This is a genomic window from Cellulosimicrobium sp. Marseille-Q4280, assembly GCF_943181405.1.
Lineage (GTDB): Bacteria > Actinomycetota > Actinomycetes > Actinomycetales > Cellulomonadaceae > Cellulosimicrobium.
In genome coordinates, this window is sequence record NZ_CALPBY010000005.1 from 157802 (window position 1) to 172786 (window position 14985).

The window sequence follows — 14985 nt, forward strand, 5'->3', positions numbered from 1 at the left end:
GCGCTGCTGCCGTACTACCTCGCGCTACTGAGGTACTACCTCGGCCAGGGCGACGTCGCGCGTGCCACCGGAGTCCGCGCGGTCGCGCCCGTCACGGCCGTCCCGGTCGTCGCGGCGGTCCCGGTCGTCGCGGCCGTCGCGGTAGGCGTCGATCGTCAGTGTCCGCAGGCGCGACGAGCGCCCGCTCGGGTTGTCCACGAACCCGACGGCGGAGATGTACGGCTCGATGACGTGGATCTTCTGCAGCGGCGTGACGATGAGCAGCTGGAGGCCGAGGCGCCGGAACAGCTCGAGCGCGAACCGCGTCGACTCGTCCGATCCGCGCCCGAACGCCTCGTCGATGACGACGAACCGGAACGCCGTCGAGCGCACCGCGCCCCAGTCGAGCTTGAACTGGTAGGCGAGCGACGCCGCGAGGATCGTGTAGGCGAGCTTCTCCTTCTGCCCGCCGGACTTCCCGCCGGAGTCGGAGTAGTGCTCGTGCTCGGAGTCGTCGGCGCGCGACCGCTCCGAGGCCGACAGCACGAACCAGTTGCGCACGTCCGTCACGCGCCGGCGCCACGCGTCGTCGAGGTCGGACATCCCCTCGCGCCCGCGGAACCGCTCGACGAGCGCCTTGACGCGCAGGAAGCGGTCCTCCGAGTACGACAGCGCGCCGTCGACCGCCGAACCGTCCCCCTCGGCCAGCGCGCGGTCGTCCTCGGCGAGGATCCCGTCGCCGTCGGTGCACGCGCGCAGGTCCTGCTGGAACTCGCGCACCTCGACGTTCGGCGTGCGCGACACCTCGAGGCGGATGTAGCGACCCGGGTTGTAGTCGATCGCGCGCAGCGAGTCGTTGATCGTGTCGATGCGGTCCCGGATGAGGTCGGCCTGCTTGGCCAGCTCCGCGGCGAACCCGGCGATGTCGCGGATCGCGTTGGTGTTGAGGTACGCCTTGAAGTCGGCCTCGAAGCGCGGCAGGTCGTCGCGCACGAGCCGGTCGTGGATCTCGCGGTAGCCGCCGGCGGAGCGCACGTCGGCGTCGAGCTCCGCGGTCTCCACGGGGTAGGCGGACCGGAACGCCGCCATCTGGCCAGCGATGCGCGTGCCGAGGTCCGCGCGCTCGCGCTGTGCCTGCTCGGCCTCGGCCGTGAGCCGCGAGCGCACCGCGTTCTCGACGGCGTCCAGGTCGGCCGCACGGGTCGGCCCACCCGGCGGCACTCCCGGCGGCTCAGCCGCCACGCCCCCCGCTCGCGCAGCACCTGTCGTCGGCCCGGCCGACGCGAGCTCGCGGTCGAACTCCTCGGCGAGCGCCGCCGTCGTCTCCTCGTCGAGCGCCTCGCCGGCGGTGTCGAGCACCGCGCGGGCCCGGTCGCGCGCGGTCCGCGCCTCGTCGAGCGCGTGCCGGTCGGCGCCGAGCGTCGCGACGACGCGGTCGCGCTCGGCCTCGAGCCCGGCCTGGCGGCGCGCGATGCCCGCGAGCGCGCCGGCGATGCGGCCGAGCTCGTCGCTCGCCTCCTCGAGGCGGCGCTTCTCGGCGTCGAGCTCGGCGATGCGCGCGACCTCCGCGCGCCAGTCGAGCTCGTCCCAGTCGCGGTACACGTCGGCCCTGCCGAGGGCCGCCGACCGCTCCTGGAGGTCCGCGCGCCGTGCGGCCGCCGCGTCCCGACGCCGGGCCAGCGCGTCCCGGCGCGCGGTCACCTCGGCCGCCTGCTCCAGCAGCGCGTCGACCTTCGCCTGCGTCGACCAGCCGAGCACGTACCCGCGGCGGTCGTCGACGGCGCGCACGTCGTTCTTCTCGTGGTGGTCCGGCGAGTGCTTGACCTGACCGGAGCGGGTGACGGCCCGCGGCAGCCGGCGGAACGCGGCGAGGTCGTCGGCGCACGCGTGGTCGGCGCGACGCTCGATCTCGGCCTCGACCCACGCCGTGAGCGCGGGCGCGTCGTGGAGCGTGCGGACGTCCAGCAGGTCGGCGAGCAGGAGCGCGCCGTCGGGCCGGTCGGCACGCCGGGGTGCGCCGACCCGCTCGGGCACCCGGTGGTAGACGAGGCGCAGGCCCAGGTGCTCGCGGTCCACCCACGCGGCGACGGCCTCGTAGTGCGCCGCCGGGACGAGCAGCGACAGCGCGAAGCCGCGCAGCACGCGCTCGGCCGCGCCCTCCCACGCCTCGTGCTCGGGGCGGACGGCGAGCAGCTCGCCCACGAACGGCAGGTCGTCGGGCGTCAGACCCACGCCCGCGCACAGGCGGTCGCGGACGTCGAGGTGGGTGCGCGGCAGGTTGGAGCGGCGGTCGGCGAGGCTCGCGAGCTCGGCCTTGACGTCCGAGGTCTCCTGCTCGACGACGCGCAGCTCGGCCGCGACCCCGGCCGCGTCCTCCTCGGCCCGGGCGAGGTCCTCGCGCACGCCCGACGCCGCGGCGTCGGCCTCGCGGCGGAGCGCCGCGAACGCCTCGGCGTCGACGAGCGCGTCCGCGAGCGCCCGGACGGCGTCGCCGTGACCTGCAACCCGGGGTTCGGCACCCGAGGTGAGCGTGAGCCCTGCACGGACCGCGTAGCCCGCGAGCTGCGTCGCGCGTCGTTCGCGGGCCGCGCGCTCGACCTCGCGCCGCGCGATCTCGCCCTCGATCGCGGCGAGCCGGTCACCGCCGTGCCCTGCGCGCTCGAGCTCGAGCCGCTGCCGCTCCGCGCCGAGGATCCCGAGCTCTTCCCCGGCCCGCGCCCGACGCGACTCGCCGTCCGCGACCCGCTCGTCGAGCGCGGCGATGAGCCCGTCGAGGTCCGCCACGCGTCGCGACGCGGTGAACGCGCGCAACGCGTCGCGACGCGCCGTCACGGCGTCGGCACGCCGCCCGAGCGCGTCGTGGGCGTCGACGTCCGCGAGCAGCGGTGCGAGGCGGTCGATCTGCGCCGTCGCGCGGACGACCGCGTCGTGCGCGGACGTCAGGTCGTCGAAGTGCGCGACGAGCCGGTCGGTCCAGCGGTCGGCGTCGAAGGGCTCGAGCATGTGCTCGCGCACGAACTCCCCGAGGTCCCCGACGGACTTCATCGACACCGTCTGGTGGAACAGGTCCATCGCCTGGTCCGACGGGATGCCCAGGAGCCGGCGGAAGTCCCGCCCGTACTCGGGGAAGTGGTCGCGCACCTGCGCGCCCGACTCCCGCAGCCGACGGCGCAGCGCCGCGACGTCGCCCCCGAACCCGGCGAAGTCCTCGGTGATGGTCAGCGGCCGGTCGGTCGTGACGAAGAACCGGTCGGGCTGCCCCGACTGCCCTTGCGCGAGCCAGAACACCTGCGCGAGCGTCACCTGCTGGTCGAAGCCGCGGTTCGCGAACCGACCGAGCACGACCGAGTAGGTGCCCCGCTCGCGCAGCCCGACGTGCCGCGTGGTGCCCGTCGCCTCGTCGCGCTCCGACTTGAAGTGGCCCGCGACGTACGAGCGCAGCGACCGCTCGCGCGCCCCCGCTCCCGCGGCCTTGTTGTAGGAGATGCGGTGCGACGGCACGAGGAGCGTCGTCACGGCGTCGACGATCGTCGACTTGCCCGACCCGATGTCGCCCGTGAGCAGCGCGTTGCGCCCGTCGAGGTCGAACGCCCACACGCGCTGGTCGAACGTGCCCCAGTTGAGGACCTCGAGGCGCTCGAGCCGGAAGCCGGCGCGGGCGTCGAGGTCGGTCGCCGGGTCGTGCAGCTCGACCGGGCTGAACAGGCCCTCCATCAGTCCACCGTCACCTTCGTCGAAGCGGTCGTGCCCTGCCGGCCGGCGTCGCCCCGCCCGGCGGCCACCTCCAGGTACTGCGCGAGCCGTGCGTCGAGGTCCGCGAGCCACTGCGCGTCCACGAACGCCTTGAGGATGCGACGGACCTCGAACCGCCGGACGTCGCCCTCGCCCTCCCCGGCCGGACCGGCCGTACCGTCCGGGTCGGCGGTCCCGGGTCCGGGCGCGTCGTCGGGCAGCGTCTGACGGCCCGCGGGACGCAGGAACCCCAGCTCGACGACGCGCCGCACGAGGCCGTCGACCCGGTCGACGAGGCGCGCCTCGTTCGCCACCGCACCGGCGTCCTGCACGAGGAAGACGCGCAGCAGCTCGACGATCTCGGCGCGCGTGAGCACGAGCCGCGTGTCCCCGCCCTCGGAGTCGGACTGCGCGAGCCGCTTGCGCAGCAGCGCGAGGAGCAGGCTCACGTCGAACGGCAGCTCGCGCCGCGGGATCAGGCGCGGCACGCGCTCGTCGCGCTCGTGCTCCGGCTGGGACCGCAGGTACGCGTACCCGTCGCCCGCGTCGACGACCAGCTGGAGCCCGAGCAGCGCGACGGCGTCGCGCACCTGCGCGTCCAGCGCGAGCAGGTCGCGCCAGGTCTCCTCGCCCGACTCGCGGTACACGACACCTTTGAGCAGGGACGTGACGACGACGGACAGCTCCGGGCTGCGCGCGGGACGGGTCGTGCTCGTCGGTGTGCTCACTGCTCCTCCTCGGGGCGGTTCGTGACGGGCGCGCCCGTCGCGGTGGCGGGCGCGCGCCGTGCGAAGGTCACGCGCGGCAGGCGCGCGACGCGCACCACCGGGTCGGGTGCGGGCGCGTCCTCGGGCAGGGCGTCCGCGTGCCCGACGGCAGGCGGCGGCTCCCCGAGCCAGCTCACCTCGTCGGTCGCCTCGTCGTCGTGCACGACGGCGAAGCGCGGGTCGTCGAGCGACAGGTAGGACACGAGCTCCGCGAGCCCGTGCTCGAGCGGGACGTCGCGGACCAGCTGGCCGAGCGAGACGTGGCCGCGACCGCCACGGCCGTCGGGACCCGACAGCGCGTCACGCACCGTCCGGGCGAGACGCTCGGGGTCGACGTGCACCTGCTCGTAGAGCGCGGCGACCTCGAAGTCCTCGTCGCCCTCCTCGACGTGGTCGGAGTCGAGCCGGGCACCGGGCCGCGGCGTGAACAGCGGTCGCTCGGTCGGGAGCACGACCTCGGGCGCGACCGCGTCGATCACCGTCCCGGGCGGGCCGCCGGCGCCGGTGCGTGCGTCGTGCCGCGCGACGTCGCGGGCCGCGAGCGCCTTCGCCTCGATCCCACGCAGGATGTCCATGACCCGGCGGTTCTCGAGCCACACCTGGTCGTCGAGGAAGCGGCGCAGCTGCTCGGACAGCGTGCGGACCGTGGCCTGCGTGCGCTCTCCGGCGTCGAGCCAGTCGTAGTGGATGCGCCGGAGCCGTCGGTGCTCTGCACCGTGAGCGGCACCGTCCGCGGCCGCGTCCGCGGCGTCCCGCCCGACGAGCGGCACCGCGTCGACGGCGATCGCCTCGAGCGACTGCACCTGGTCGACGAGGGCGGCGAACTCCTCCTGCCGCCGACGGTCGAGGAGGAAGTCGTAGAACGCGTGGAACGAGCGACCCTGGTCCGACTCGGCGATCGCCGTGCGCGAGCGCACGACCTCCTCGAGCAGCTCGCCCTTGGCACCGTCCCAGCCGGTGATCCGCTCGCGCAGCGCGCGGTCGAGGGACCGGAAGTTGGCCTCGACCTCGCGGAAGTCGGACAGCAGGTCGGCCGCGGTCTGCGTGAGCTGCTGGTAGCGGTCGCGCTGTGCGGCGGCGTCGAGCACGGCGACGCGGCCCGCGCGGACCTGCGCGATCTCGTCGTCGATCCGGTCGCGACGCTCCTCGAGCTCGCGCAGGCGCTCCGCCGGGTCGGTCTGGGCGCCGACCGTGAGCTGGCGCAGCAGCTCGAACACGGTGTTGAGCCGCGACTCCGTGCCGACGAACGCGCGTCCGCGCAGTGACGCGACCCAGCGCACGGCCTGCTCGACGGCGGGCGTCGCGTCGTAGTGCGGCTCCGTCGAACCCGGCGGGTACCACGCCCGCAGCCAGCCCTGGTCGGGGTGCGCCCAGTGGTCGACGTAGGCCTGAGGGGTGCGCGGGTAGCGCGGTTCGGGACCGCCCGCCCCGACGTCGGCCGGGCGGCGCAGCGCCCAGAGGTGGTCGTCGAGACGCGCGACGAGCTCGGTCTCGGGGATGGCCCGCACGTTCTCCTCGACGAACACCGTGCCGAGGAAGGACAGCACGAGCGGCGCCGTGTCCGCGCGGAGCAGCCGCCAGGCCGCGTTCGACCGTCGCAGGGTGTCGACGTCGTCGTGCAGCACGCAGGTCCTCTCGGTCGTCGGGTCGTTCTCGGCGGGGCCGCGTCGGCGGGTTCGGGAGCGGCCGCACGCCGGGGCGCCCCGTGATCCTAGGTCGCCGGACCGCCCGCGTGCGGCAGCGGCACGAGAGGTCCGGCGGTCGAGCGATGCCCGCGTCGAGGACGGGACCATGGTCCCTGTCGCCGGACGACACCCGCTCCCTACGCTGGAGCCCGGCGCCTGGCCGGCAGCGCGCCCACCCTGCCGGCCGGTCGCCGCTCTCGCGCACCGGAGGACCGGTGCGCGCCGTCATCCCGCGGCACGGGCCGCGACGCGGAGGACCGCCCATGAGCGACCCGACCACCGCCCTCGCCGACGACCGGCGCCTCGGCTCCGGGAGCGCGAGCGGCCGGTCGCCGTCGGGCACGCGGCCCGGACCGGGTGATGCGTCGGCGTCGGTCGAGCGAGGCGTGGCGGGGTTCGACCCGTTCGAGCGCCCCACCGGGTGGTCGCACTCCCGTCGGGTGCTGTTCGGCGAGATGCTCGTCTTCGCGCTCCTCAGCCTCGTCGCTGCCTTCGTGCTGTCCTACGACGCCGTCCTGCTCGCCGCGAACCCGACCGCCACGCTGTCGTGCGACGTCAACACCGTCCTGTCCTGCGGGACGGTCGCGCAGTCGTGGCAGGCCCAGGTGTTCGGCTTCCCCAACGCGTTCCTCGGGATGATCGCCGAGCCGGTCGTCATCACGACGGCGGTCGCGGCGCTCGGCGGGACACGGTTCCCCCGCTGGTTCCTCTTCTCGGCGCAGTGCGTCTACCTCCTCGGCGTCGTGTTCGCCTACTGGCTCTTCTACCAGTCGATGGTCGTCATCGGTGCGCTGTGCCCGTGGTGCCTGCTCATCACCGTCTCGACGACGCTCGTCTTCGCGTCCCTCCTGCACTGGAACGTGCTCGAGGACAACCTCTACCTCCCGCGTCGCGCGCAGGCGCGGCTGCTCGGCTTCGTGCGGTCGGGCGCGTACGGCTACCTCGTCGCGGCGTGGCTCGTGGGCCTCGCGATCCTCGTCGTGCTGAAGTACGGGCCCGCGCTCTTCGCGTAGCCGCCTCGGGGAGTCGGCGGGACGCCGGACCGCCCCTGCGGGAGGACGATATCCGTGCCCGGTCGACGGGACGGACTCGCTAGGGTGCCGGGATGCCTGCTCGACACGACCTGCTGCCACGGTCGACGCCTGCCGCCTCGACGGTGTCCTCCCGGGCGGTCGCGGCGCTGCTGGACCGGCTCGAGGCGGACCGCGTCGAGTGCCACTCGATCATGGTCGTGCGCCACGGTCACGTCGTCGCCGAGGGGTGGTGGTCGCCCTACTCGGCCGGGCGCCCGCACCTGCTCTACTCGCTGACGAAGTCGTTCACGTCGGTCGCCGTGGGCCTCGCGGTCGCCGACGGGCTGCTCTCGCTCGACGACCGGGTGGTCGACGTGCTGCCCGACCACGTCCCGGCCGACATCTGCGACCAGGCGCGCCGCCTCACCGTCCACCACCTGCTGTCGATGACGACCGGGCACGACGGGGACAGCCTCGGCGAGGCGTGGCGGCTGGAGCCGGGCGACCTGACCAAGGGCTTCCTCCGCGTGCCGTTCCCCGAGGTGGAGGGCACCCGGCACGCGTACGACAACGCGACCACCTACGTGCTCGCCCGGATGGTCGAGCGCGTCACGGGACGCGGCCTGCCCGAGCTGCTCGACGAGCGTCTCTTCACCCCGATGGGTGTCGACCACGCCGAGTGGGACCGGGTGGCGAGCGGTGCCTCCTTCGGGTTCCACGGGCTGCACCTCACGACCGAGGCCGTCGCCGCGTTCGGCGAGCTGCTGCTGCGCGGCGGCCGGTGGGGCGACGCGCAGCTCGTCCCCCGCGAGTGGGTGGAGCTCGCGACCAGCCGCCACGTCGAGACGCAGCAGGTCGAGGGATGGTCGGACAACCCCGACACGCGATGCGGCTACGGCTACCAGTTCTGGATGTCGCGCCACGGGTACCGCGGGGAGGGCTCCTTCGGCCAGACGTGCGTGGTCGTCCCGGCGCACGACCTCGTGGTCGTCATGACCAGCGCCGTCAGCGAGGGCGGCGAGACGCTGCTCGGCCCCGTCTGGGAGTGCCTGCTGCCCGGCCTGGACCGCGCCGACGCCCCGGCGGACGACGCAGCTCTCGCCGAGCGCCTGCGGCACCTGGAGCTCGCGCCGCCGACGGGCACCGCCGACCCGGGGCGCGCCGTCACGGCGCGGGTCGACGCCTCCGCGGAGGCCTCTCCGCTGCCTGAGGGATCCCCGGTGGTCGTCGAACCTGCGAGCGGCGGATGGGTCGTCCGTCTCGGCGGGTCGCTCGACGTCGAGGTAGGGCACGGCGAGTGGCGGGAGAGCGCACCGCTCGGCCGTCCCGTCGTCGCTGCCGGCGCCTGGCAGGGCGGCACGTTCGTCGCCGACCTGTACGTCGTCACCACCCCGCACCGGGTCCGGCTGGTGGTCGACGCCCGCGCCGGCACCGCGGTCGCGGTGTGGAACGTCGTGCCGCTGACCGGCCCCGGGCTGGAGCGCCACGTGCGCTCACCGCTGATGACGCGCCCGGACGTCTCCTAGCCGCCCGGGCGGAGGAAGCCGTCACGGACCAGGCCGCGCACCCCCGGGAGGAGCTCGGCGGCCAGGTCCGCGGCCGGGACCTCGAACAGCGCCGCGATCGCGCCCACGAGCTGCCCGACGCTCAGCTCGCCGTCGCTCGCGCCGACGAGCGCGGCGAGGCCCGTCGAGGCGTGGACCGCGCGGCCGAGCCCGCCGCCCTGGCGCAGGAGCACGACGCTCGGGTCTGCGGCGCCCGGGGTGTGGAACCGCTCCTCGGTGACGTCCTGCGCGACGGTCAGCCGCTCGCTCGCGAGGGCCGCGTCGTCGTGCGCCTCGAGCCAGTCGTGCGCCGCGAGCGACGCCGCGAGGTGGCTGCCGAGCGGCTGGTGGACGGAGCCCGTGTGCTCCTCGAGCCGGCGCAGGGTGGGCACACCGGCGACCGGGCGCCGCAGCGTGACGATCCCGAACCCGACCGCCTCGACGTCGCGCGACGCGAAGTCGTCGAGCCACGCGTCGTAGGCGGAGGACCAGGCCCGTGGCTCGCGGTCCGACGTGGTGCCGCCGTCGCGGATCCACGTCTCGGCGTACTCGGCGGGGTCCAGGACCTCGCGCTGGATCACCCAGCCGTCCAGCCCCGCGGCGTCGAGCCACGCACCGACACGCTCGGTCCACGGCTCGCCGCGACGGTGCTCCCAGTTGCCGAGGAGCTGCGCGACGCCGCCCGGGGCGAGCACGGCGCCGACCCCGGTGACGAGGTCGCGCACGACGTCGTCCCCGGCGCGACCGCCGTCCCGGTACTCGTACTCGGTGACGCCCGCGCCGCCCGCGGTCGCCCGCGGCGTGATGACGAACGGCGGGTTGGACACGACGAGGTCGAACGTCTCCCCCACGACCGGCTCGAGCATCGATCCGGACCGCAGGTGGATCGTGCCCGCCCCCGTGCCGGGCTCCCCGGGCGTCAGGTCGAGCGCGGCGTTGAACGCGGTGAACCCGAGCGCGCGCGCCGAGATGTCCGTCGCGACGACGTGGCGCGCGTGCCGGGCCGCGTGCAGCGCCTGGATGCCGCACCCGGTGCCGAGGTCGAGCACCCGGCCGACGGGCGTGCGCGTCGTGACCTGGGCGAGCGTCAGCGACGCTCCGCCGGCACCGAGGACGTGGTCGGCGGCGAGGCGCCGGTCGGTCGCGAGCTCGCCGAGGTCGGACGAGAGCCACCACGAGACCGGTCCGGCGGCGTCCGACGACGCGTAGGGCCGCAGGTCGACGAGCGCGCGCACCGCGTCGTCGGACGCTCCCCCGGCCGCCTCCACGAGGCCGAGGCGCACCGCGCCGTCCGCCCCGGTCCGCGCGAGCGCCGCGTCGAGAGCGCGGCGAGGGACGTCGTCGCCGAGGAGGAACAGCGACGTGAGCGTCGCCACGGCGTCGTCCGTGCCCGACGCCGCGTCCCGCCCGCGCTCGTCGCTGCCCACGGTCCTGGGGCCGGCACCTCGCAGCACGCGCCGCGCGGGGACCGCCTGCTCGCGGTGGAGCGCCGCGGCGGCGACCGGGCCGAGCCGCCGCTCGACACCGTCGACGGTGAAGTCGGCCGCGCCGAGGTCGGCGCGCAGGTCGTCGGCAGCGCGCTGGAGCACGTCCGGGGCGAGGCCCGTCCCGGGCGGAGGCGGGCTCGACGGGGCGTGGGGTGCAGGCATGGGTCCATCCTGCGGGATCCGGGCGGAGACGCTCGCACGCGGTCCGCCGCGAACGACGGACCCGGGAGCGACGGACCCCGGGCACGACGGACCCCGGGCCGCGCGGGACGACGTGGAGTCGTGCCCGGCGACCCGGGGTCGGGTCGGTCAGGTCAGCAGTTCTGCGTCGCGTAGGTGGCGACGTTCTGCGTCGACGTCTGGAACGACTCGTCGCCCAGGATGCTCGTCATCGCCGACATGTCGGCGCTGGCAGGGTCCTCGACCGCGGCCGTGAGCGTGTCGGTGATCGTGCGGAAGGCGCCGGCGACGTTGTCCCAGTCGGCGCTGATCTCCGCGGGCGCCTCGGCGGCCTCGAGCGTCGAGGTGAGGTCCTCGAAGGCCGTCACGGCGGCGCTCGGGTCGCTCGGGTCGACGGAGGAGAGCTCGCTCTGGGCGGACATCAGCGTGTCGTACGCGCCGCAGAAGTCGCCCGACGCGGCCTCGGTGTCCTCCGCCGGCTCCTCCTCCGTGGTCTCCTCGGTCGTCTCCTCCTCCGTGGGGGCCGACTCCTCGGACGTCGCGGTCTCCTCGGTGGTCGTCTCCTCGTCGCTGCCGGAGCCGCCGCACGCGGCGAGGCCGAGGACGAGGAGGGCGCTCGTCGCGAGCGCGGTCGTGGTCTTGGTGATCGTCAGTCGGGTGCGCATGGGCACCATGCTGTCGCACCCGGAGCGGGAGGGCGTGCCGGAACTGCCGTACCGGGGAGTCCTCCCCATGTGGCGAACGCCATGGGGTGAATAGTCCGGAACGGGTTGTCAGGCGGCGGTGCAACCTGCCTGGAAGAACTCGGTGACGCGCTGCGACGACCGGGTCAGCGCGCTCGTGTCGATCCTGCGTCCGACGCGGTCGATCGACCGGGCGAGCTCGCCCGGGTCGTCGGCCCCGGCGGCCTCCACCGCGTCGGCGATCATCGTGAGGTAGGTCGTCACGACGTTCCAGTCCTGCGCGATCGCACTCGGCGGCTCGGCCGCCGCGAGGGTGTCGCGGGCGCTCGTGAAGCCGGCGACGAGCGTCGCGGGGTGCTCGACGCTGAGGTTCACCTGAGCCTTCGCAGCGTCGCCCCACGCGACCTCGGCGTCACGGCACGCCGGGTCGGTGGTGGTCGCCGGGGCGTCGCCGGCTGCCTGGTCACCGCCGTCGGACCCCTCGGGCGGCGCCCCCTCCTCGGCCGCGGCACCGCCGTCGGCGTCGGCGTCGGCGTCGGCGTCCGGGGCGGCGTCGGTGCCTGCACCACCGACCGGGCCCACGTCGTCGGCCCCGCCTGCGGCGGCAGGCGGCACGGCGGCCGGCGCGGCTCCCGGCAACGAGACGACGTCGAAGGAGCCGCTCGCGACCGTCACGAAGCACAGCGCCGCCACGGCGACGAGCACGGCGCCGTGGGCCACGGTGCGCACCGGAGATCGCATGGCCACCATGATGACGCCTCCGATGCCGTGGACGAACCCCCCTGACGGTACATCTGGGACATCCACGGCCGAGGCGTCCCCATACGCCCGTATCGGTCGGAGCCCTAGGATGTGCGCGTGGAGACCCCCGACCAGCCCGACGAGCCGCTGGCGCGAGCGCTCACGGGCGCGCGGACCACCGTCCAGGGCCGCAGCACCGAGCGGCAGCGCGCGATGGTCGACGCCGCAGCCCGGCTCCTCGTCGAGCAGGGGTTCGGCGCGGTGACGCACCGGCAGGTGGCCCGCGCGGCCGGGCTGCCCCCGGGCTCGGCGTCGTACTACTTCCCGACGAGCGCGTCGCTCGTCGCCGCGGCGGTGGAGGCGGCCGAGGACCTGCGCGCGACGGCCGCGCAGGCGCACGCCGACGGGCTGCCACGTCGCGCCCGCTCGTCCGCAGCGACGGCCCGCGAGCTCATCGAGACCCTCTACGCGCCGCACGTGGACGACACCGTCGTCGACGTGCGCCTCGACCCCATGATCACCGCGATGCGCGACCCGGCGCTGCGCCCGATCATGCGCGCGTCGCGGCCCCGGCTGCTCGCCGCGCTGCGGACGGTGCTCGACGCCTCGGGGTACGAGGACGTCGAGGAGGTCGACCTGCTCGGGCACGTCATCGACGCCGCGCTCGTCGCCGCGGCGGCGGAGGACGACGGGAAGGTGCTCGACCACGGCGCCGCGACCGTCGCCCGGCTGCTCGACCGCTGGCGCTGACACGCGGCTCGCGACCGCCGTGGGGTGCCACAGCGAGGCGTCGAAACGTTTTACTTACTGACCTGTCAGTCCTGCAGTACGATGTGCGCGTGAGCACAGCCGCCTACCTCGACCCGTCCCTGCCCGTCCCCGAGCGCGTCGAGGACCTGCTCGGTCGCATGACGCTGCCCGAGAAGGTGGGGCAGATGCTCCAGCTCGACGCGCGCGACGGCGTCGGGCCGCTGATCGAGGACAAGCACGTCGGCTCGATCCTGCACGCCTCCCCCGAGAACGTCCGCGAGGCGCACGCGCTCACCGAGACCACGCGGCTGCGCATCCCCCTGCTCGTCGCCGAGGACGCGATCCACGGCCACTCGTTCTGGGTCGGCGCCACGATCTTCCCGACCCAGCTCGGCATGGCGGCGACGTGGGACCCGGAGCTCGTCGAGCGCGTCGCGCGCGCGACCGCGGTCGAGGTCGCCGCCACGGGCATCCACTGGACCTTCTCCCCCGTCCTGTGCATCGCGCGCGACCTGCGCTGGGGCCGCGTCGACGAGACGTTCGGCGAGGACCCGTACCTCATCGGCGAGCTCGCCTCCGCGATGGTCCGCGGCTACCAGGGCGACGGCGCGAGCGACCCGACCGGGGTCCTCGCGACCGCCAAGCACTTCGCGGGCTACTCCGAGACCCAGGGCGGTCGCGACGCGAGCGAGGCCGACATCTCGCGGCGCAAGCTCCGGTCGTGGTTCCTCCCACCGTTCGAGCGCGTCGCGCGCGAGGGCTGCGCGTCGTTCATGCTCGGCTACCAGTCGATGGACGGCGTCCCGGTGACGGTGAACGGCTGGCTCCTCGACGAGGTGCTGCGCGGGGAGTGGGGCTACACGGGCACGCTCGTCACCGACTGGGACAACGTCGGGCGCATGGTCTGGGAGCAGAAGATCCAGCCCGACCACGTGCACGCCGCCGCCGCGGCGGTCCGCGCCGGCAACGACGTGATCATGACGACGCCGCAGTTCTTCGAGGGCGCGCTGGAGGCGGTCTCACGGGGTCTCGTCACCGAGCCCGCGATCGACGACGCCGTGCGCCGCATCCTCACGCTCAAGGTGCGCCTCGGCCTGTTCGAGGACCCGCGCCGGCCCGACGTCGCACGCCAGCAGGCCGTCATCGCGTCCGGCGAGCACACGGCCGTCAACCTCGACGTCGCCCGGCGCTCGCTCGTCCTCCTCACCAACGACGGCACGCTGCCGCTCGACGGTGGTCTCACGGCCGGCGACGACGTCCGTGCGGTCGCGCGTGCCGGCTCGCCGGCCCGGACGGTCGCCGTCGTCGGTCCCAACGCCGACGACGACCACACCCAGCTCGGCGACTGGGCCGGCGCGTCCGGCCAGGCCGACTGGCTCCCGACGGGGCACCCGCGCGAGATGACCAGCACCGTCCTCGACGGGTTCCGCGACCACGTGCCCGCGGGCTGGACCGTGACGCACGCACGCGGCGCCGACATCCTCACGCTCGAGCCCGACCCCGAGGGCGCGTTCTTCCCCGACGGCCAGCCGCGTCCTCAGGTGGTGGTGCCCGCGTCGCCCGACGACGTGCTGATCGCCGAGGCCGTCGCGGCCGCCCGGGACGCCGACTACGTCGTGGCGGTCGTCGGCGACCGGATCGAGCTCGTCGGCGAAGGACGGTCCACGGCGACGCTCGAGCTCGTCGGCGGTCAGGTCGCGCTCCTCGACGCGCTCGCCGCGACGGGCACCCCGCTGGTCGTGGTGGTCGTGGCGTCCAAGCCGCTCGTCCTGCCGCCGTCGGCGCGCGACGCGGCCGCGATCGTCTGGGCCGCGAACCCGGGGATGCGCGGCGGGCAGGCCGTCGCCGAGCTGCTGCTGGGGCTGGTCGAGCCGGAGGGCCGGCTCCCGATCTCCTTCGCCGAGCACGCCGGCCAGCAGCCGACGTTCTACAACCAGGTGCGCGGCCAGCACGGCGACCGGTACGCCGACCTCACGCAGCGCACGGCCTTCGCGTTCGGCGAGGGGCTGAGCTACACGACCGTCGAGTACGCGGACCTGCACCTGCAGGAGCCGGTCGTCGGGGTCGACGACGTCGTGCGCGCCCAGGTCACGCTCCGCAACGTCGGCACGCGGCCGGTACGCGAGACCGTCCAGGTGTACGTGAGCGACGTCGTGACGTCCGTGACCTGGACCGACAAGGAGCTCAAGGCGTACCGCAAGGTCGAGCTCGCGCCGGGCGGGACGGCGGTCGTCGACCTCGAGGTGCCCGTCGCCGACTGCACGCTCGTCGACGCCGCGGGCCGGCGGGTCGTCGAGGCCGGCGACTTCGAGCTGCTCGTCGGACCGTCGTCGCGCGACGAGGTGCTCCTGCGCGCCGGCTTCACCGTCAAGGTCTGACGGTCCGTCCGGTCGCCGAGGAAGAGCCTGCCGGGCTCTCCCTCGG

The 14985-nt window shown here is 74.9% G+C and carries 10 protein-coding genes; 4 read left to right on the plus strand and 6 right to left on the minus strand.

Features of this window, described 5'->3' with window-relative positions:
• Nucleotides 1–24 precede the first annotated feature (24 nt).
• From NFS20_RS14035 to NFS20_RS14045, 3 genes are read right to left on the minus strand one after another with little or no spacing between them, the layout of a single operon-like run.
• Nucleotides 25–3693, minus strand: a complete 3669-nt coding sequence (locus NFS20_RS14035; protein WP_251152414.1) for an ATP-binding protein — start codon at nucleotides 3691–3693, stop codon at nucleotides 25–27.
• Nucleotides 3693–4439 carry a DUF4194 domain-containing protein gene (locus NFS20_RS14040; RefSeq protein WP_251152415.1) on the minus strand — a complete coding sequence of 249 codons (747 nt, stop codon included), beginning with the start codon at nucleotides 4437–4439 and terminating at the stop codon, nucleotides 3693–3695. The genes NFS20_RS14035 and NFS20_RS14040 overlap by 1 nt, the downstream gene beginning before the upstream one ends.
• Nucleotides 4436–6103, minus strand: a complete 1668-nt coding sequence (locus tag NFS20_RS14045) for a DUF3375 domain-containing protein (protein ID WP_251152416.1) — start codon at nucleotides 6101–6103, stop codon at nucleotides 4436–4438. Before NFS20_RS14045 ends, NFS20_RS14040 begins: the two co-directional genes overlap by 4 nt.
• Nucleotides 6104–6426: 323 nt before the next feature.
• Between NFS20_RS14045 and NFS20_RS14050 the strand changes: the two genes are divergently transcribed.
• Both NFS20_RS14050 and NFS20_RS14055 read left to right on the plus strand, forming a co-directional pair.
• Nucleotides 6427–7176, plus strand: a complete 750-nt coding sequence (locus NFS20_RS14050; protein ID WP_251152417.1) for a vitamin K epoxide reductase family protein — start codon at nucleotides 6427–6429, stop codon at nucleotides 7174–7176.
• A gap of 92 nt (nucleotides 7177–7268) precedes the next feature.
• Complete coding sequence (locus NFS20_RS14055) at nucleotides 7269–8702, plus strand: serine hydrolase domain-containing protein (protein ID WP_251152418.1); 1434 nt, start codon at nucleotides 7269–7271, stop codon at nucleotides 8700–8702.
• Here NFS20_RS14055 and NFS20_RS14060 read toward each other — a convergent pair.
• The 3 genes from NFS20_RS14060 to NFS20_RS14070 form a co-directional block, all read right to left on the minus strand.
• Nucleotides 8699–10369: a DUF7059 domain-containing protein gene (locus NFS20_RS14060; RefSeq protein ID WP_251152419.1), complete on the minus strand. Its 1671-nt coding sequence runs from the start codon at nucleotides 10367–10369 to the stop codon at nucleotides 8699–8701. The genes NFS20_RS14055 and NFS20_RS14060 overlap by 4 nt on opposite strands.
• 152 nt (nucleotides 10370–10521) lie before the next feature.
• Nucleotides 10522–11052 carry a hypothetical protein gene (locus NFS20_RS14065; protein ID WP_251152420.1) on the minus strand — a complete coding sequence of 177 codons (531 nt, stop codon included), beginning with the start codon at nucleotides 11050–11052 and terminating at the stop codon, nucleotides 10522–10524.
• Between the two features lie 108 nt (nucleotides 11053–11160).
• Nucleotides 11161–11811, minus strand: coding sequence for a hypothetical protein (locus tag NFS20_RS14070; protein ID WP_251152421.1), 651 nt, complete (start codon nucleotides 11809–11811; stop codon nucleotides 11161–11163).
• Nucleotides 11812–11928: 117 nt separating this feature from the next.
• Here NFS20_RS14070 and NFS20_RS14075 point away from each other — a divergent pair, with 117 nt between their 5' ends.
• Nucleotides 11929–12561, plus strand: coding sequence for a TetR/AcrR family transcriptional regulator (locus NFS20_RS14075; protein WP_251152422.1), 633 nt, complete (start codon nucleotides 11929–11931; stop codon nucleotides 12559–12561).
• An 89-nt stretch (nucleotides 12562–12650) separates the two neighbouring features.
• A complete protein-coding gene (locus tag NFS20_RS14080) occupies nucleotides 12651–14939 on the plus strand; it encodes an exo-beta-d-1,3/1,6-glucosidase (RefSeq protein WP_251152423.1) in 2289 nt (762 codons plus the stop codon).
• Nucleotides 14940–14985: the final 46 nt, after the last annotated feature.

Excerpts from the sequence above, each read along its gene's own strand:
- NFS20_RS14065 (WP_251152420.1), bottom strand. The coding sequence starts at position 11,052 with ATGCGCACCCGACTGACGATCACCAAGACCACGACCGCGCTCGCGACG.
- NFS20_RS14050 (WP_251152417.1), top strand. The coding sequence starts at position 6,427 with ATGAGCGACCCGACCACCGCCCTCGCCGACGACCGGCGCCTCGGCTCC.
- NFS20_RS14070 (WP_251152421.1), bottom strand. The coding sequence starts at position 11,811 with ATGCGATCTCCGGTGCGCACCGTGGCCCACGGCGCCGTGCTCGTCGCC.
- NFS20_RS14035 (WP_251152414.1), bottom strand. The coding sequence starts at position 3,693 with ATGGAGGGCCTGTTCAGCCCGGTCGAGCTGCACGACCCGGCGACCGAC.
- NFS20_RS14055 (WP_251152418.1), top strand. The coding sequence starts at position 7,269 with ATGCCTGCTCGACACGACCTGCTGCCACGGTCGACGCCTGCCGCCTCG.
- NFS20_RS14060 (WP_251152419.1), bottom strand. The coding sequence starts at position 10,369 with ATGCCTGCACCCCACGCCCCGTCGAGCCCGCCTCCGCCCGGGACGGGC.